At 36.1% G+C, this 18,856-nt stretch carries 14 protein-coding genes and 3 pseudogenes; 2 read left to right on the forward strand and 15 right to left on the reverse strand.

The features are described 5' to 3' along the window. Positions 1-234 precede the first annotated feature (234 nt). Together ACW2QC_RS14365 and ACW2QC_RS14370 are read left to right on the forward strand one after the other, a co-directional pair. Positions 235-708: a hypothetical protein gene (locus ACW2QC_RS14365; RefSeq protein WP_457544657.1), complete on the forward strand. Its 474-nt coding sequence runs from the start codon at positions 235-237 to the stop codon at positions 706-708. After that, positions 705-1,193, forward strand: coding sequence for a hypothetical protein (locus tag ACW2QC_RS14370; RefSeq protein WP_457544658.1), 489 nt, complete (start codon positions 705-707; stop codon positions 1,191-1,193). Before ACW2QC_RS14365 ends, ACW2QC_RS14370 begins: the two co-directional genes overlap by 4 nt. Before the next feature lie 241 nt (positions 1,194-1,434). Here the strand turns inward: ACW2QC_RS14370 and ACW2QC_RS14375 are convergent. The 15 genes and pseudogenes from ACW2QC_RS14375 to glmS form a co-directional block, all read right to left on the reverse strand. Continuing rightward, a pseudogene (locus ACW2QC_RS14375) lies at positions 1,435-1,533 on the reverse strand (family 1 glycosylhydrolase); the annotation flags it as partial. Next, positions 1,527-2,945, reverse strand: a complete 1,419-nt coding sequence (locus ACW2QC_RS14380) for an MDR family MFS transporter (RefSeq protein ID WP_457544659.1) — start codon at positions 2,943-2,945, stop codon at positions 1,527-1,529. The gene ACW2QC_RS14380 and the pseudogene ACW2QC_RS14375, both read right to left, overlap by 7 nt. 383 nt (positions 2,946-3,328) lie before the next feature. Further along, positions 3,329-3,481, reverse strand: coding sequence for a hypothetical protein (locus ACW2QC_RS14385; RefSeq protein WP_457544660.1), 153 nt, complete (start codon positions 3,479-3,481; stop codon positions 3,329-3,331). 55 nt (positions 3,482-3,536) lie between these two features. Next, positions 3,537-3,731 carry a HepT-like ribonuclease domain-containing protein gene (locus ACW2QC_RS14390; protein ID WP_457544661.1) on the reverse strand — a complete coding sequence of 65 codons (195 nt, stop codon included), beginning with the start codon at positions 3,729-3,731 and terminating at the stop codon, positions 3,537-3,539. 420 nt (positions 3,732-4,151) lie between these two features. After that, positions 4,152-4,748, reverse strand: coding sequence for a hypothetical protein (locus ACW2QC_RS14395; RefSeq protein ID WP_457544662.1), 597 nt, complete (start codon positions 4,746-4,748; stop codon positions 4,152-4,154). Next, positions 4,745-5,026: an autorepressor SdpR family transcription factor gene (locus tag ACW2QC_RS14400; RefSeq protein WP_457544663.1), complete on the reverse strand. Its 282-nt coding sequence runs from the start codon at positions 5,024-5,026 to the stop codon at positions 4,745-4,747. The genes ACW2QC_RS14395 and ACW2QC_RS14400 overlap by 4 nt, the downstream gene beginning before the upstream one ends. A 417-nt stretch (positions 5,027-5,443) precedes the next feature. Next, positions 5,444-6,339 (reverse strand): annotated as a pseudogene (locus tag ACW2QC_RS14405) (TnsA endonuclease N-terminal domain-containing protein). A gap of 723 nt (positions 6,340-7,062) precedes the next feature. Beyond that, positions 7,063-8,181, reverse strand: coding sequence for an erythromycin esterase family protein (locus tag ACW2QC_RS14410; protein WP_457544664.1), 1,119 nt, complete (start codon positions 8,179-8,181; stop codon positions 7,063-7,065). 23 nt (positions 8,182-8,204) lie between these two features. Continuing rightward, a complete protein-coding gene (locus ACW2QC_RS14415) occupies positions 8,205-10,358 on the reverse strand; it encodes a peptidase domain-containing ABC transporter (protein ID WP_457544665.1) in 2,154 nt (717 codons plus the stop codon). 12 nt (positions 10,359-10,370) lie between these two features. Then, a complete protein-coding gene (gene lanM, locus ACW2QC_RS14420; RefSeq protein ID WP_457544666.1) occupies positions 10,371-11,819 on the reverse strand; it encodes a type 2 lanthipeptide synthetase LanM in 1,449 nt (482 codons plus the stop codon). Positions 11,820-11,844: 25 nt separating this feature from the next. Then, positions 11,845-12,084, reverse strand: a pseudogene (locus tag ACW2QC_RS14425) (TniQ family protein); the annotation flags it as partial. Then, entirely contained in the window at positions 12,084-13,787 is a 1,704-nt protein-coding gene (locus ACW2QC_RS14430; protein ID WP_457544667.1) for an ATP-binding protein, read from the reverse strand. The pseudogene ACW2QC_RS14425 and the gene ACW2QC_RS14430, both read right to left, overlap by 1 nt. Further along, the gene (locus ACW2QC_RS14435; RefSeq protein ID WP_457544668.1) at positions 13,762-15,918 is read right to left on the reverse strand and encodes a Mu transposase C-terminal domain-containing protein; all 2,157 of its coding nucleotides are present in this window, start codon (positions 15,916-15,918) and stop codon (positions 13,762-13,764) included. The genes ACW2QC_RS14430 and ACW2QC_RS14435 overlap by 26 nt, the downstream gene beginning before the upstream one ends. After that, positions 15,915-16,754, reverse strand: a complete 840-nt coding sequence (locus tag ACW2QC_RS14440; protein WP_457544669.1) for a TnsA endonuclease N-terminal domain-containing protein — start codon at positions 16,752-16,754, stop codon at positions 15,915-15,917. Before ACW2QC_RS14440 ends, ACW2QC_RS14435 begins: the two co-directional genes overlap by 4 nt. A 151-nt stretch (positions 16,755-16,905) precedes the next feature. Further along, positions 16,906-18,708 carry a glutamine--fructose-6-phosphate transaminase (isomerizing) gene (gene glmS, locus ACW2QC_RS14445; protein WP_457544670.1) on the reverse strand — a complete coding sequence of 601 codons (1,803 nt, stop codon included), beginning with the start codon at positions 18,706-18,708 and terminating at the stop codon, positions 16,906-16,908. Positions 18,709-18,856 lie beyond the last annotated feature (148 nt).

Genomic DNA, 18,856 nt, shown 5'->3' on the forward strand with positions numbered 1-18,856 from the left:
GAAATTGCGGTTAATTACCCCTAATTACCACATCGTCCAGAGAGCAAGCCCTTATCATTGAGCCCATATTCCTCGGTTGCTCAACTGTCTGCTCCCCTTAGAAAAAAGGCTCTTTTACAATTGATGCGCCCACTACCTTATTTTCGAATATCGCTAGTACTTTTTAAAGTAGGTATAATTATCATGGAAATTATAACAATAAGGTATAGCAGAAGAATTAGAACGGAGGTTATCATGGGATTCGCAGTTTTCTTTTTAGCATCTTGGCTGATTACCGCCATATTTGTCATCATGGCAAAAAAGCTTTCCCTTATCGAAAATACAGCGGTTTACTTGTTCTTATTGATTATTACCATTAATGTATCATGGATTATAATTGAAGAATTGAAGCTGATCAAAGAAACTGAAGAGGGCATAAAGTTTGCCGCATATTTACTCAATAGAAGTGTTATCATTCCAATGACATTAATTACACAATTAAATTTTCTTCATCGATCAAATACCGTCCTAAGATTCATATTGACAACCGCTGTTTCTTTAATTATCCTACTTGGATTAAGGGCACTTTCTATCTACTTTGATATTATCACTTACCTTAAATGGAATTTCGGCTACGATATCATTTACTTTGTTATTTTGCATCTTATCACGTATTACGCCTATCAATTATTTCAGTATTTAGCCCGGAACGAGGTGGAAGTTCCATGACTTTATGGGGGCATTTTGATAAAAATGAAATCTACATCCTAAGCGTCCTTGTTGTCCTATGTATAATTTTATTCCTACTGCCAAAGCGATTCCCACGTGATGTGACAATGCTGTTTTTTATATGGGGGTTTGCATGTTCAACACTGTTTGATTTTACAATTGGAGGAGGATTGATTGACTTTTATAAGACAAATGATTTGAACGGCTATGAATTATTTGACTTGCTTACTTACGTCATGTTTGCTCCGATTAGTTATCTCTTTATTTATTTATATGATGTCTTAGGTATTAACAAAAAAACATTTATATGGTATATCTTAGTATGGACGATTTCTGGGCTAGGAGCTGAGTGGATGTCAACAATGATGGGTGTCACAGAACACCAAAATGGCTACCAGACGCCATATTCAGTTGCTGTATTCCTTGTCGTTCTAACGGTAACAGCGCTTTATTATGAGTTGGTGAAGCCTCATCGGAAAGGTTAATCATTTGCGCATACACTCTATTTCCCATTCCAATTTGGTTCCGTCTTTCCCCTCCTTCGCTTTAAGTGTAGGACTGGAATAAAGCTTGTCATTTTATAGATGCAAAATTTAACAATCTTGCCTTTAAATTAAACATCCATTTTTCAACTTACCTACCCGATAGTATTATATAAAAGAGCTGCCGAAACAGCTCAGAGAATAACTAACTATATTTTCAATACTGGAATCAAAAGACCTATTTTCCCCAGCTTGTATATCCGAGTAGTTCAACACCATCTTTACGTGATACTTGCTGCAGATACGACTTAAGGTAATTAAGCCGGTAGTCATCAATCACTGTACGTCCACTGATTTGTCTGCTTCCTCCGGTGGGTAGGTTTTCTTTATAAAAAAGGATAAAATAACCGCAACAATAGAAAGAACAGTGATCACCATAAAGGCAACATTCACGCCATATATCATCGGATTTAAAATCGCAGGATCCCGCTTTGCCACTTCTCCTGTCGTGGTCATGACAGTCACAATAATCGCCGTTCCAATTGAAGCAGAGACCTGGCGCATCGTATTATTCATCGCTGTCCCATGTGCGATTAACCGCTTTGGCAATTGATTTAATCCAGCCGTTGTCACGGGCATCATCACCATCGACAATCCAAACATTCGGATCGAATAATAAATAGTCAGATAAGCAAACGAAGTAGAAGTCGTCAGGGTTGCAAATGGCAGCGTTGTAACAGCCATGATGGTTAATCCCGTAATTGCCAACCATTTAGCGCCAATTTTATCAAAAATACGCCCTGTGATCGGTGACATCAGCCCCATGACAAGTGCCCCGGGTAAAATGGCCAATCCGGACTCCATCGCTGTAAAGTCCCGCATATTTTGCATATAAAGCGGGATCAATGTTTCAATCCCAATGAGACCCATAAATGCGAGCATCCCAATGCCAGTCGTCAGTGTGAAAATAAAATATTTAAATACCCTGAATTCCAGCATCGGATGGTCAAGCCGCAGCTGCCTTACAATAAACAGAACCAAAGTAATCACACCTATTGTTAAGGTAAGAATGGTCATAAAATTTCCCCAGCCGAAATTTCCTGCACAGGTGAAGCCATAAAGCAATCCCCCGAATCCAAATGAGGATAGAATAATTGATACGATATCGACTTTCGGATGGGTCAGTTCTGTAACATTTTTCATGGTACGCACAGCAATACCAATAAGCAAAAGGGCAATAGGCAAAATGACAAAGAACATAACACGCCAGGAATAGGCATTGATGAGCCAACCGGACAGGGCAGGCCCGATAGCTGGAGCAAATTGGATAACGAGACCTGCCAGTCCCATTGCTGCACCACGCTTATGAATGGGATAAATTAATAAAAAGACAGTTTGCATTAGTGGCATCATAATCCCGGCACCGGCTGACTGCACAATCCGTCCAAGTAAAAGAACACCGAAGTTCGGCGCTACCCCTGCAATCAACGTTCCAAAGGCAAAAATGCTCATTGCAGAGATAAAGAGCTGCCGTGTTGTAAAGCGCTCAATTAAGAAGGCTGTAACGGGAATCATCACACCATTAACGAGCATAAAAACGGTTGTTAACCACTGGCCTGTATTCGCGCTGATATGCATTTCTTTCATAATCGGAGGAATCGCTGTAATCATCGTCGTCTGATTTAGGATTGAAATAAATGCTCCTGCCAATAGTAAGGCAACAATTGTCTTTCTGTTATATGTTTGGGATGTCATTCATACCTACCTCATTCTTCCTATACTTATAAAAATACTTTATTATGGCAATTTGTTTATCATAACCTGTTTCCCATCCATTTGAAAAGCAAGAAGCATCGTTTTCCATTTTTTAATAAGTAAGGTGTCTTAAGCCTGAGTGTGTTTAGTGTTGCTAAATAAAAGTTTAAATAAAATCCAATTTTAACCCTTATACCAGCAGTAATTAAAAAACCATTATTTTGAAAGAACGATTGATCAAAATAATGGCCTTCTGTTTGATTAAACAATAATTTTTTATAATAAAGTTTGATCATTTTTTACTTCACTAAGGCTTCCTAACTCATTAATAATGTCTCAAGCATAATTTTTAACTGCTATTCTAATCTCTCTTCCCCTGGATTTTATGATAAAGGGACATGGATGGCCCAAATAGCTGTTGGAACTGCTATTGCTCCAGCTATCATAGATGTTAAGAGGTCTGTAGTATCTGTACCACCGATATATAACAAAATAATAACCGCAATTAATAAGAGAAGGAATGGTATAGCCTTCACAAATTGGCTAATCCTTTTCTTCCTTCTACCTTCCCTTTGTTACTGTATGTTGTGATTATAGTCCAACTGCCGGAAGAGCAATTATACTAAGAATAGTTGCTACTCCAAAAAGTATTGATTGTAAAATACCAGAGCTTATCATTGCACCAACCCATAAGATTACGGTTATTAAAACAAGTGTAGGAATTTTGTTTTGTACCACATCCCAAACAATCCGATATTTAATGGAAAAATAACCATGAATCATCATATTGTTGGTTTAGAATAAAGTTTGATTAAAATGAGCTGATAAAGCCTGGTTTAACAACACAGCTAGAGCCTGTTATTGAAAAAAAGATTGATCAAAACAGGCTCTCAACATATTTCGCTCCATAGAATTTTTATAAAAAAGTTTGATCATTTTCTGTTTGGGTTATTCCATTAAAGCGCACTTTACTGGACTACAAGCAGAAAGAAATTATAAAAACTTCTCTGGGTTTCTTACTTTTAGTGCTAATACATAACCGCAATTTACACAAAAATAAGCATCAACTTCAGAACTTTTTATAATTGCCTTTCTCTTAAATAATGACCCATATCCTTTGAATTCCCCCATTTTCATCTCTTTTGAACTGCACTCTGGGCAAATCTTATCTCTGTTCAAAGGATTTCCCTACAATTTACAAATGATTTAATGTGATTGATATTCCCTATACGACATATAAGAAGATGTAGTTAATGTACAAAAAAGAACAAAAAAGAAACCGATCATCATCAAATTACTTGGAAGGAACACACAAAGTAACATAATGAGACCACCAATAAACAAAGGTAAAGAGAATGGGCGTATTACAATATTCCACAGTTGATTAGAATTTTTTTTGTTTTCCTTGGTATTATTAAGATCAAGTTGAAATCTTGGAAGAGTATTAGCTGTGGTGATAAGAACGATACCTACACTAACAGGTATTAAATATAAAAGGTTAACTTCTATACCTGTTACCAATAGAATTAAACCAAGATGAAGTATAAACAGAATTATAGTAACTGATAAGAAAATGCTTTCGATTCCTTTTTTATATCGAGTATAAGAGCTTTGAAATGATATAAGTTTTGGAATAATTATTAAATTACTGTTCACTAAACACATTGAGAATGGGACACTAAATAATATTACTCCAGTTGCCCCGAATTTTGATTCTTCTGTTGCTGTATTTGAGAAAAACAAATAAACACTAACTGCAAAAGATAAGAACATAAGGAAACTAATGCAAATTTTTTTCATCATAATTCATCTCCCTTTCTGTTGGAATTAAACTGAACAATCCACTTCAAAACATCCTGAAAAACGGTTGAATTTAATGAGTAATAAACATACTGTCCCTTTTTTATGGCAAATACTAATTCAGCATTCTTTAGAACAGATAGGTGTTGAGATATTCCAGCCTTACTTATTTCAAAATTCTCGGCAATTTCTCCAGCAGTCAAATCCCCCTTCCGTAAAAGGTCTAATATTTTTCTTCTATTTTCATCAGACAGAGCTTTAAATAATTCGTTGACGGACAATCATTTTTCCTCCATTTACTAATATTTAAGCATTTACTTAATTACTTAAATTATAATTGAATGGATTATAATGTCAATAGGCATACCCATACTATTTTTAAATTAACTGCGTTAGTTTATTAACCTTATATCACCACTTGGAAGGTTTTGGTACTTAATCTATCTTATTGACACTCAAAGTGACATATTAACTGTCAATCTTTTTTGTTTGTACAATACTTGTTGTCGTAGTGAAAAGAAGCTGTCAATTTAATTGTCAATTTCGTCTTAGAAGAAGGTAAAACCTAATGAATATGCACCCATAAACGGAACCCTTTACGCTATTGGATCCAATCTCGAATTTGTATTGAGTTTATATTGAAACAAACGTTTGATTTATTATTGAAAGGTGGAGCTAGTATAGTTTCATGGACACATCTAAGTTAAATTTATACAATGAATTTCAAGGAGGATGTGTCCAATGATTACAAGAAATAATGGTAAACGTTTTTTCACATTATTATTCCTTTCATTTACCGAACTAAAAATTGGCTGCTCTAAATCAATTGGCTTGTACATATCTGTAACCATGATTTTTTTAGCAAGCAAATGATAAAACAACGTAACACCACTTCCAAAAGGCAAGTGTGTATCTGCATCAAACTCACTAGCAATTTCTCGAATACCTCGTGAATTATTAAATAGACGATTCATAAGAGACATTGATAAATCGTCAATTTGTTGGTTAGCCATTTCCCGGTATACATCATAGCTCCGAATATCAAAATAATCATGGATATAACTAATATTTCTAGCCATGGTCTTATCAATTTCTTCCTCTGTTACAATACCCCAACTAATTCTTTACGATCCCAGTATTCCCGTTCAATTTCGAATTTCTCTAATACACGTTCTTCTAGTAGCTTATCTTTCATTTTGATAGTATGAGCGACTTCAAATACACCTTGTCCCTTATCAACTGTTAATAAAAAGTCCGTTGTCATAACAATTGGATCGCCTGTTTTTGGATCAGCTGGATGTTTAATTCCAAGCTCTTCCGCAATGACAATCGTCTCTTCTTGTGGTAATAAAGGATACTGTTCATGAATATCTAATACAACATCGGAAAATTCAGTCAAATAAAAGTAATTTCGTTCTAAATCCGATAAAAACTCATGTTGTCTACTGGTCTTTATACCTTTTAATCTCGTTGACCGACCTAGTGAGGAAACATCCTGAATTTTTAGCCATGGCTGATAATCTGCCCCACATCCAGTTCCTCTACCTTCTTTAATCCATTTATCGACTTTAGATGTTCTTTTCCTTTTCGCCACAAAAACACCCCTTTAGACAATCATATCCAAAGGGGTAAAACATCGCAACTTTTTTATAAACGTCGCGACTTTATTTTAAACATCGCATCTTTTTTACAAACGTCGCGACTTTATTTTAAACCTACAACAAAATGTAGCTTTAAAATAAAGTTTGATCAGAAAGACATTACAAACCCGTATAACTGTAATCAAGATAAATCCATTTTGAAAAAAAGATTGATCAAAAATGGATTCTCTCTTTGTGAAATGAGGTACAATTTTTATAAAAAAGTTTGATCATTTTCTACCTTTATTGCTATCAATACCAGACGTAGGGTGCCTCCTGTAAGTCCGTGAGCTGGATACCGCCATGGTTCGGTATAGCGTATTTCAGAGGGCGTATTTCTACTTTACACCACTACGTCATCCGGGACCTGTCAGTTCTGGCGCATGCAGGATGTATTGACGGGATGGTTTTCAGAAACTTGGTTCCGTCATTCCCATCCTCCGTTGTAAAGTTGGAATTCTTAATCATTCCTCGCATTTCAAGCTTGAAGGCGTTTATAGCGGAACTTGTCGCGCGCGCCCGTTTGTGTAACTACCATTATCTTATTTTCACCATAAAGGGACCCCTTTGGACACTGCATCCAGTGGACACGGTATTTTTTTGTTCCGAATAATTGACTATTCAATTAATACTTTAAAATGTTGGTGAACACTAGAGTTGGATATTAAAAAAGTAAATTAAGCAGGGTTTATATGTTTAAAATATAATATGCCATCATATTGTTTGGAAGGAATAAAAGATACTGGCATGCCCCCTCCTTCATAAGCTTTCCATTTTTGTTGTGCCCAATCGAGTGAACAAGAAATAAAGCAATTTTGGTGTGGAGAGTGACTAAGAATCCATTCCAAATGTTTTGTATTAACTTTTTTAATTGAATACTCTCTTCCTATGTAATCTTTCATTTTTCCTTCTTTCGCGTATAGACCGATGACAAAGCTATCCTGTTTCATCGAATCGGGTAAGTTTTCAACAAAAGATCGATAAGGTGAAAAACGACTGACGCTACTTTCTTTTTTTATGTGCATATTGTGAGCCCAAATAATAAATTTCTCATTCGGATAAATTTCTTTTGCTAAAAACTCAAGGTTCTTCGCCATCAATTCGTCCCTAAGCTTAAACAGTTTTGAAAACCCCTTTTCCATCGATGCCTTAAAATAGGTTAATCGATTATCGAGTGTTTGACCAATAATTTTAGCTAAAAGTTCATTGGGAAAGTTCTGTGTTTTTATCTGACGTATCAGTTCCCTACCCATGTTTTCTAATTTTTTCGCCTCTTGACGTAACCGCAGGCGCTGTATGATACCCTCTTTAAATAACATTTCCGTAACATGTTCATCCCATTCAACGTACCTTTCTTTTAAGGGACTTGGTAAATGGTTTTGTAAGAAGGCTGAAAAATGCTTTTCTTTACTTTGCTGAACATCTACACCCGTGAAATGTAATGAACTAGAATGTTCTTTGGATTTAATATACCGAAATAGTTCAAGATTAGATTCATTATGCCAGGCACGGCCGACAGATCCTTTCATAAACCTCTTTGCATCTATTTTTGGTGATCGATAGTCGCCGGTGGAACAGTCTCCCATTTCACTCTCAAAAGCTATTATATTGAATCCCAGTTCCTCATGGAGGTATTTAATCAGGTTAACTTTTGTAACACTATACTGCTTGACACAATGGCTGCTTTCACCCAGAAAAATAAATCGTTTGTTTTGTAACATCGGCTTAAGAAAATCGAAGTTTTGATTGTTTAGTTCTGTGCTTTTTGACTTTATCTCATTGGCTAAACTGTCCATATGTCCTCCTTAAAATACTTACTTTATATATTTGCATACTCTACATTTTGACCATATAGGCTTCTATAATAACCATTAAGTTTCATCAATTCTTCATGTTTTCCGTTTTCTTCAATTTTCCCATCTTTTAGTACAATAATGAAATCAGCATCCTTAATAGTACTTAGACGATGAGCAATAACAACTCGTGTGCATCTCATTTCATTTAAATGTTTATCAATCCCCTTTTCATTAAGGTTATCCAATGAACTAGTGGCTTCATCCAATAATAAAATAGAAGGTTTTTGTAAAATTGCTCGTGCTAACATAATCCTCTGTTTCTGTCCGCCGGAGATATTCATGGACATTTCTGATACAGGGGTATGATACCCCAACGGCATTTGCATAATTTCATCATGTATTTGCGCGACTTTGGCTGCGTTAACAACATTTTCCATGGAAGGACTATCATCATACACAGATATATTATGAAGAATTGATTTATTAAATAGTGTTGCATCTTGCGGAACAACCCCAATATTTCGGCGTAACCACTGTTTATCCAATTGCTTTAAATTAATATCATCGTAGAGAATGTTACCACTATTAGGATCATATAATCCAAGTAACATTCGTGCTAATGTACTCTTACCAGACCCTGATGGGCCAACTATAGCTACCTTTTGCCCAGCCTTAATCTTTAAAGAAATATCTTTAAGTGCAGGTTCACTATATTTAGTATAGGAAAAGCTTACCCTGTCTAGTTTGATATCTCCACGTAAGTACTTGGGGCATCTCGTATGTACCGATTGTTCATCTGCTGGGGCTTCCAATACATCATTCATCCTTTGTAAATACGTATTCATCATGAACATACTTTTAGCTGTTTCAATTAGAGATGATACAGATCCAAAAAAGATACCAGTTAACGAGAAAAACGCTACCATTGTACCAACTGTGATGTTTCCAACTTGTACTTGGTGCAATGATAAGCCTAAAATAACAAGTGGAGCAGCTAGTTCTAAACTAGTCATATACGCATTTATATTATTGGAAAAATACTCCTTCTTCTTAAAAGCAGATAATGCATTTTTAAATAGTTGTTCCCATTGTTGATAGATTTTATTTTCTACACCCGCCATCTTAATTCCGAAGATACCGTAAATGGTTTCAACTTGAACACCTTGGAACTCCGATTGTTCAGATAACTCTTCTTCCGCACGTTTCTTTAATTTATTTTGTGTTGAAGTCAGTAACAGGACATTTAACAATCCAAACAGCATAACCCATCCTGCTAGCCACAGCGAATTCATAGCCATATACACTAGGATAATCAGAACTATAGTAGAATCTAATAAACTCATAATGGTCTGTTGAGAAAAAAGTTCACGAATCATTACATGAGAATTTACTCGGTAGACTATGTCTCCAAATGACCTTGTCTGAAAGTATTGAAAAGGTAAATGAATCAAGTGTTTAAAAAATCTACCCATGAATCTCCAGTCTAGGTGTACCATTAAATTAGCTAAAAAACGACCACGAAGAAAGGATAATATCCCTTGAAATATAACTAAACCAATAACACTAATAAAGAAAACAGGAAGAATACCATAATTTCCCGGCAATACGACTTCGTCGATTGCAAATTTGGAAATTACAGGCATGGCGATTGTCATTAATTGAATGAACATAGACCATAACAAAATGGAAAGAAGCAATCTTGGTTTTTCTAATGTTATTTTTAGGTAGGGTAACCATACATTTTTTTGTTTTACCCGTTCGAATTTGCAACTAGGTTCAAGAGTCAAATAATAGTTCGAAAAATGTAGATGGAACTCCTCCTTGGAATAAACAGATCTTCCAACGGCAGGGTCAAGTACATAATATTTGTTTTTCTTTATTCTCTCTAGGACAACATAGTGGTAGTTATTCCAATAAGCGATGACCGGTGCGGTTATACTCCTTATCTCATTAGTTTTAAGCACTTCTGTTTCAAATTCGATACTAGCGGCTGTATTTGATAGTGCTAAAAGCGAAACACCATCTCTCCCACTTCCGAGTCTTTCCTGCAGTTCATGAAAACTGACATAACTTTTATAGTAAGCTAATATCATGGATAAACATGTGATTGCGCAATCCGTTTGTGCGATTTGCTTTTTAAATGGTACCCTTTTTCTTGTTTTAATTTTTGTGTTCATGGATTATCCCCCTTACTCATTCAACCCAAGGGTTAAAATAGACGGTACAGTTCGCGGAAAGGCCAGTCTTAAAAATCCATATCCTATCCCTGCCTTCCCTAACATTAATCCTGGGCTTTTGGCACCTGATGGCATACCATATCTTGTTTTCCCTGCTCTCACTTCAGAAGCTATATTAACACCAGCTTTCAGCGCCAATTCTTCTAGGTCATTACGTTGAAATTGATCCGCGACCAATAACAGTAGATCCAGATTACCTAGATCACCATGGCATAAACTGTGTGTACCCCCAAATCCATTTTTTAGTGTTTGGTCTAATGAAACTCTTATTTCATTCTCAATATCACGATCATTTGGAAAATAGTTCATTAACATTAATCTACTCATTCCAATTCCGGTGGCTCCGTGACACCACATCGGATTACTATATTTTGCGGTTTCATCACGTAAATCTAACCAGTTTTGATGTTTTTTATCGAACAATGATCGTTCATAGTTTAGAGATTCCATAACCGCGTTACTGTATTTTTCATTTCGAGTAACCGAATACAATGCTGCTAATGACCAAGAAAAGCCTGAAGAACCATGCGAAAGACCCGTAAGTGGTTTTGTTAGTTGACTTGAATGCCAGCCAATACCAGTTGATTGTTTTACTGCCTTCTTTAAAAGTAATTCACCACACAAATTGGCGATTTCTAATAAATATGATTCACCCGTTTTTTGATAAATATGAATACAAGTAATGATTAAGCCCGCGGAACCTCCCAAAAAGTCAAGGGATTTATCTTCGTTAATTAGTACCATAGCTTTTTCCAATACATTTCTAGCTTCTAGTAAATACTGTTGATTATCGAATATAATCGAAAAATTACTTAAAACATAAGCATAGGCTCCATATCCATAAAATGCAGATATTGGCAGCTGATTACTGATATTACAAATTGCTGTATGAATGGTTTTTTCTGCTAAAATTTTATACTTTTCTTTTTTCGATACATGATATAAATTCGCGTAGAATAGGCCAATCCCTAGCAATCCATCATATAGATCGAATTCAACTGGACTGAACATTAACTGATCATTCATATTTACATTTACTCCCAGCCAGGTTATATCATTTTCAGAACCAAATATAGCTTCTTTCTCTAACTCATCTCCAATTTGTATAGCTAGTTCCAGAAATTGTTTTGAGGTGTTAGGTGTTAATGATGAATTAGAATAGTTTTCATAGTTTATCTTCTTACCATTAAATTGATGATTTGGGCTAGAATATTGTGCTATAAGTGAATTTCGGATGAAGGTTAATTGGCTTTCCATATCTGCTTCACTTAGCAATTTTATTTTTTCCATCAAACAATCAAAATTACAAACACGGAAAAAGTTTCCCTTAGCTTTACCTAATGGATGATATAAATCCGTAGAATTTGCATGGCAACAAAAATACGGTATGTCACCCTTCAATACATCCCTACATTCATACTTGATAAGCATAAAACGGATAAATGGTATGTTTCGCTAACAGATTCTCTACCGAATAATGTTTTCCAATTTGTTGAACTAAAGCATCAAAATGGCTACCAATCTCTAAACTTGGTATCACAGTACGACTTTGAAATACTTCTTCCAACGTATCTTTGTAATCTATATTTCCACTGTAAAAGTGATAACGTGCTATTGCTGAATAAATTAATTCATCAGGATATGGATCCGTAAAGAATGGCAGCATTATACTCCCCCCTGGTAGAATTCCTCCAAAGGACTTTTAATGTATCCGTTTGCTTCTAGTAATTCATAAGGGTGTTGCTTTTTGTCCAATGCTTGATTTCTTAGCTTTAGTAATGGTAGAACTTCTGCCTTTTTCAAATTTTCCTTTGCCTTTTTATCTTTCTTTTGTTGATTTAAGGAAATCGCCTGCTGAATCACATCCGATTTTAGTTGGTGAAAGTCCGAATCAAGTGGATTTTCCTCCACTATTTTTTGTGCCAGTTTTTTAATATCGCTATCTTTCAAACTATCAAAAATACCAAGGGCTGCTACTTCAACACTTAAGTTTTCAATCGTGTCCTGGCGTTTATACTCGATTCTATTTTGGTGTTCTTTAAACGCCTCCTGAATACGTCCTGCCATTTCTGTATTTCGCTTATGATTCAGCATGACATCATCCAAGTTAATCATAATATCTCCATACTTCATCATGTCGGCTAAATTGTTGGTTCGGATAGCTGTCATCATTGGTTGAATCGTTTGCATGTCCTCTTTAGCAGTCTTTTTCAGTACTTGTGGTGTAATGATTTCATTTGTGTTATTCTCATCAAATAATGCTCGTTCCTGTGCTAAAATAAATAGATTTACAGCAACAGCAGTAATCCCTTGGCATTCATAATAAAATGCCTTCTTTATCTCTTCTGTAAGTTCAGAATAGGTTTTTAAGCACTGTAATTCCCAAAGGGTTTCGAGGAAGAACTCCCATTCTTCACTGTCTTCCGCCATGCGATCCCAAATAATTGCACCATCACTTGCAGCCCGTCTTGCCTGCCTAAAGTTACCTTTGAATAGCTTTTGTGCCTTAGATGTGCCAATTAACACCGTAGGAATGCCAACTGTATTAGATAGTGTCACAAAAAAATTCAGCATCTCTTCCTGATCATTTTTAGAATGTAGTAAGTGCTGGATTTCATCGATTACCAGAACACCAATACCATACATACTTGCTAATGAAGTCATGTGCAACAACATGGTCGATGTCACTCGGTTTAAGTAACCGAATTTTTCAAGATATCTTGTTCCTAACAAGTCATCAATCGCTTTAAAGAAACTTTTACATAGAGTAGATAGGCTTCCATCATAAGGACAGTCAATTTTAAGCCATACAATTTGGGTCCGATTAAACGGTTGCCCCTTGTATTCTTCATGCTTGATTACCTGCGGATACATAAGCAAAAGACGTTCAATTGCCGTTGTTTTACCAATTCCAGAAATACCAATAATGGATAAACTATCGGCGGTCGAGCGAATATAATTCAGTCTTTCATCGATATATTTATGTGTGGCCTCTTCTTCACGCAACTCATGCAATACACGAATACGCTCTAAAAATGTTATGTCTAAAGGATTACGTGCTAAGTAACCCCTACGAATCAACGTTGATAATCGACGTTCTACCTTAAAGTGAATCGGTAATGGCTGAATAAAGTTTCTCACACGCTTTAACACGTGATATCGAATATTCGTTGCACTTAATTTATCTTGTTTACTAATTCGTGGGGTCACCATAAATCTTTCTAGCACATCATCCTCACTGAAAATCGCTGGAAGGGATTCGATGAAAGGATTATTGGTATATTCACTTAAAGGTTGTTCCTTATAGACGCCTTTCTCAAATTCTCCTTTTAAGACAACCATGTCATTTGTTTTTCCCAAATTCCTCATCTCGCTTCTTCTTTAGTTTTTCCATAAGTCGTGAGGTTGGTTTTTTTGGTGGTGCGTCATCAACCTTCTCTTTTGTAGAGAAATCAATCACTTCAGCTTCTTCACCAACTTTATCGGATGATAAGTCAAACCTTTCAGCTTCACGGTTTAACTGTTTCTCAACATCCTTGTTGTCACGAATAGAGGCTATTTTAGCCTTTTTACTTGTTGGTTGATTAAAAGATTGCTTTTTGTTCTTCACAGCTTTTTTAATAATCTCTTCCATTGCTGTATCTGTATTTACTGTTAGCTGAACTTGATTCGTACGCTCCATTTCTTCTAGTTCATTTCGAAGTTGTTGTTGGAAGACAATTTCTTCTAGGAAATCACCTTTGTATTGCTGATTTGGTTCTAATAAGGTGCAAGTTTCAAAGTCCATTCCGTTATCATGAGGTATATAGATTTTTTCAATATGTCGTGGGTCATAAACAATTTCCACACTACGATTTTTCAACTTTAAATACCATTGCTCATCAATCGCTTGGCGAGAACCATACAAAAGGTTTTTAAACTTGATTCCAGCTCTTGAAATTATCGCTTTTCCACGTGGAAGTACGTTCAAGCGAAGAATGTTCCTATCAACCGTTCTTAGTCTTCCTGTACGATTTTGAATGCCCCAATTCCATAAATTAATCGGTGTTGGCACTAGTCCATCAGCCACCATTTCTTTCTCAACGAGATATTTATCAATGACCTTTTGGTTATGATGCAGCACCATCGTAATAATAAGAGACGTAAATTCCTTTAAATTCAGCGTTGCATTTAAGCGATAATCCTGATCACCACGTTCTCGATATTCCTTCTGAATAGCTCCCGGTGCCTTTTGCTTCACCTTTCCATTAAAAGTGCGGAACTTCCTCTCAACAATCCCCTTTAAATCCCCACGATACGCTGTGGTGTTCTCAATTTTAATATTAAGATTGTTAATTAAGTTGTCTACCGAATAACCTTCAAATTCACCTCGGTCAGCAATAATAATTTCTGGCAAATGATGTGTTGGCCATTGCTCAGGAGTTATATCAATTCCATATTGCTTACAAAATTCTACTTTGTCTGCAACCATATTATCTAAAGCCATCATTGCACCAATCCATGATGGACCTTCTAGTCCGACGTAGAGACCTGTAATAATGCGTGAATACACATCTAGTACCGCATAAATAACTGGTCGTCCAATTACTTTATTTACATCAAGCGAGCTAACTAAATAAATATCTGCAATGGTTGCATCAATCTGAAATCTAGTTCCAGGACCATTTGTTTCTGATTTAGAATTACCTAAAATCGGACGATGCTTCAACTCATACTCTTTCGTACTTTTACGAAATTGAATATCTTTTTTTGGGTCTTCAAGCTTTTTAAACCAATAGTAAAACTGATGGTATGAGGGAGTTCGGGTAGCATCCCAAATACGGTACTTCAGTTCACCGTTTTCCTTATAGCGATCAGAATAGAAGTCACGAAGCATAAAATTATAGGCATCTTTTAAAGAGTAGTTATTCTTTTTCCTGTAGTACTTGTTGATAACGTGTTCAATTTGGACCTTTACTTCTTCCGTAATGTTAATACCGGTTTGATATTTATTATTTATATTTACTTTTCGAGGACGACCGATTTTTTCTTTCGTTAAAGCTTTCGTTTTGCCTTTACCACCTGAATTAGAGTAGTCAGGTAACATGGCGTTTTTTGCCATACCACGTTGCCAATATCGGCTGAGTAGTTTTTTTACCTTAGTAGGAGTAACATTTAACCCTTCCGCAATTTCCTTTATCTTCTTCTCTCTACCCCTTTTTTGAAGGAGTGCATCCATATGTCCTAAACAGTACGTTTGAATAGTCCCCCAATCGTTTTCGCGCTTTTGAATTTGCGTTTCTGTTAAATCGCTATCAATTACAACTCTTGAAAAGGGATCTGCTATCACTAATAACTCTTTTTGTTCGATATCTGTAACTAATGTAGAATAAAGTTCTTTTTTAGGCATAGATGTATGTGCATCAATATCTACAGTAAAAACATATGATTCCTCTATCTCAACAACACGAATCCGTTTTGAATCCTTCGTATATTGAAGCACTTGATTAATATAAATCATCCGTATTTCACCTTCTTCAATCTACTTTCATCAATGGATTTAATATCAATCTGCTGCTCTAAACTTAGGGTCTTAAGCATATCTATAACGATGATTTTTTGAGCAAGCAAATAATAAAAAAGTGTTACACCACTACCAAAAGGCAAATGAGTGTCAGTATCAAATTCATTCGTAATGGTACGGATGCTATATTTGTTATTTAATAGTCTTTGCATTAAAGACAAGGATAAGTCTTCAATATATTGAGAATCCATTTCTCGGAATATATCATAATCTCGAATGTCATAGTAATCATGAATATAACTAATGTTGCGTGTCACTATTTTAGGGATATTCTCATCTGTAACAATAGCCCAATCAATATTTTTCCGTCGCCAATACTCTCGTTCAATTTCGAACTTTTCAAGTACACGTTCTTTAAGTAATTCGTCTTTCATTTTGATTGTTCGAGCAACTTCAAACACACCTTGTCCTTTATTAACCGTTAATAAAAAGTCAGTTGTCATAACAATTGGATCGCCTGTTTTCGGGTCTACTGGGTGTTTAATTCCAAGCTCTTCTGCAATTACAATCGTCTCTTCTTGTGGTAATAAAGGATACTGTTCACGAATATCTAATACAACATCGGAAAATTCAGTCAAATAAAAGTAATTTCGTTCCAAATCCGATAAAAACTCATGTTGTCTACTGGTCTTTATACCTTTTAATCTCGTTGACCGACCTAGTGAGGAAACATCTTGAATTTTTAACCATGGCTGATAATCTACCCCACTGCCAGTTCCTCTACCTTCTTTAATCCACTTATCGACTTTAGATGTTCTTTTTCTTTTCGCCACAAAAACACCCCTTTAGACTATCATATCCAAAGGGGTGAAACGGTGCAACTTTTTTATAAACGGTATAACTTTATTTTAAACGGTACATCTTTTTTATAAACGGTACGACTTTATTTCAAACCTACACAAAATCTAACCAACTAAAATATCCCTACTCCACCGTCACACTCTTCGCTAAATTCCGTGGCTTATCGACATCACAATCACGATGTAACGCCGCATAATACGCCAATAACTGTAACGGAACAACTGTAATAAGTGGAGTTAATAGTTCATGCACATGCGGTAAAACAAATGCATCATTATCTTGTTCCAAACCTTTCATACTGACAACCATCGCATTTGCACCACGAGCGACTACTTCTTGCACATTGCTCCGGATTGCATAGTTCACATCTGTCTGTGTTGCTAATGCAATAACTGGTGTACCTTCTTCAATTAGCGCGATGGTTCCGTGTTTCAATTCACCGCCAGCAAATCCTTCTGCCTGTATATAGGAGATTTCTTTAAGTTTTAATGCACCTTCCAGACAAACAAAGTAGTCGCTGCTACGACCGATGAAGAAGGCGTTACGTGTTGTTTCCAAATAATTTTTAGCGAGATCTTCAATTGCTTCTTTCTGATCTGTTAAAACCTCCATTGCATTTGCGACAATCGCTAGCTCCTGCATTGGATCAAAGTCTAACTCAAGACCTTTTGCCTGGGCTGTATCAACTGCTAAAATTGCTAATACAGCAATTTGTGCAGTATATGCCTTCGTTGATGCTACGGCGATTTCTGGCCCTGCATAAAGGTTTAACGTATAATCCGCTTCACGAGAAAGGGTGGATCCTGGCACATTTGTAATCGTTAGTGCTGGATGTCCCATTTCTTTAATTTTTACTAATACTGCACGACTATCGGCTGTTTCCCCACTTTGTGAAATAAACACAAATAATGGTTTTTCCGATAGAAGTGGCATGTTATATGAGAATTCACTTGCTACATGGACTTCAACTGGAATGTTAGCTAATTTTTCAATGAACTGCTTTCCAACTAATCCTGCGTGGTAGCTTGTGCCACACGCAATAATATACACACGGTCACATGCCTTCATTGCCTCACGTACTTCAGCATTAAGCTTCAATTCATTGTTTTCATTTTGATATTCATTAATGATTTTCCGCATCACAAATGGCTGTTCATCGATTTCCTTCAACATAAAATGCGGGTATGTTCCTTTTTCAATATCACTCGCATCAATTTGTGCTGTGTATGGCTTACGATCAACGACAGTACCATTCAGTTTTTGAACCTCAACAAAGCTACGATTCACCAATACAATTTCCTGGTCAAAAATCTCCAAATATTGATCGGTTGCGTTTAATGTTGCCATTGCATCACTTGCCACAACATTGAAACCATCACCTAAGCCTACTAATAATGGGCTTTTGTTTTTTGCCACATATAGTGTATCCTGATCTTCCGCATCGATCATGCCAATTGCGTAAGAACCTTTTAAAAGACTCATTGTTTGGCGAAACGCTTCAGCAGTATCTTGGTATTTTTGAAAAAGCTTTTCGATTAGCTGAACAACTACTTCGGTATCTGTTTCGCTAATGAAATTTACATCGCTAAGATATTCCTTTTTCAAGTCCTGATAGTTTTCAATAACCCCATTATGAACCAGTGTAAATCTGCCCGACTTGCTTTGATGCGGGTGTGCATTTTCTTCGCTCGGTACACCATGTGTCGCCCAGCGCGTATGGCCAATTCCCATTGTTGCATGAACGGAGCTATCTACTCGATCTCTTAGTGTTGCAATACGCCCTTTTACTTTAAAAAGATTCATTCCATTATCATTTAACATCGCAATTCCGGCTGAATCATAGCCACGGTATTCTAATTTCCCCAGTCCATTTAATAAAATTTCCTTTGTATCGTTTTGTCCGATATATCCTACAATTCCACACATATCGTTGTTTCCTCCTTGTATGAATGGGGCAACAAACGACCTTTCTCTGAGAAAAATGCTAAAACATCTTTCTAGAAGCAAAAGGTCAGAAGGGGAAGAAATCGGTTGAGTTAGCCGATTTTATAGATTCTGACTTCCGACATCTTGC

The organism is Virgibacillus sp. FSP13 (genome assembly GCF_054048505.1).

What these genes read in the sequence shown, in the direction of transcription:
- ACW2QC_RS14410 (WP_457544664.1), bottom strand. Translation starts at nt 8,181, where the DNA reads ATGGACAGTTTAGCCAATGAGATAAAGTCAAAAAGCACAGAACTAAAC.
- ACW2QC_RS14415 (WP_457544665.1), bottom strand. Translation starts at nt 10,358, where the DNA reads ATGAACACAAAAATTAAAACAAGAAAAAGGGTACCATTTAAAAAGCAA.
- ACW2QC_RS14365 (WP_457544657.1), top strand. Translation starts at nt 235, where the DNA reads ATGGGATTCGCAGTTTTCTTTTTAGCATCTTGGCTGATTACCGCCATA.
- ACW2QC_RS14395 (WP_457544662.1), bottom strand. Translation starts at nt 4,748, where the DNA reads ATGATGAAAAAAATTTGCATTAGTTTCCTTATGTTCTTATCTTTTGCA.
- ACW2QC_RS14430 (WP_457544667.1), bottom strand. Translation starts at nt 13,787, where the DNA reads ATGAGGAATTTGGGAAAAACAAATGACATGGTTGTCTTAAAAGGAGAA.
- ACW2QC_RS14370 (WP_457544658.1), top strand. Translation starts at nt 705, where the DNA reads ATGACTTTATGGGGGCATTTTGATAAAAATGAAATCTACATCCTAAGC.
- glmS (WP_457544670.1), bottom strand. Translation starts at nt 18,708, where the DNA reads ATGTGTGGAATTGTAGGATATATCGGACAAAACGATACAAAGGAAATT.
- ACW2QC_RS14435 (WP_457544668.1), bottom strand. Translation starts at nt 15,918, where the DNA reads ATGATTTATATTAATCAAGTGCTTCAATATACGAAGGATTCAAAACGG.
- ACW2QC_RS14390 (WP_457544661.1), bottom strand. Translation starts at nt 3,731, where the DNA reads ATGATGATTCATGGTTATTTTTCCATTAAATATCGGATTGTTTGGGAT.
- ACW2QC_RS14380 (WP_457544659.1), bottom strand. Translation starts at nt 2,945, where the DNA reads ATGACATCCCAAACATATAACAGAAAGACAATTGTTGCCTTACTATTG.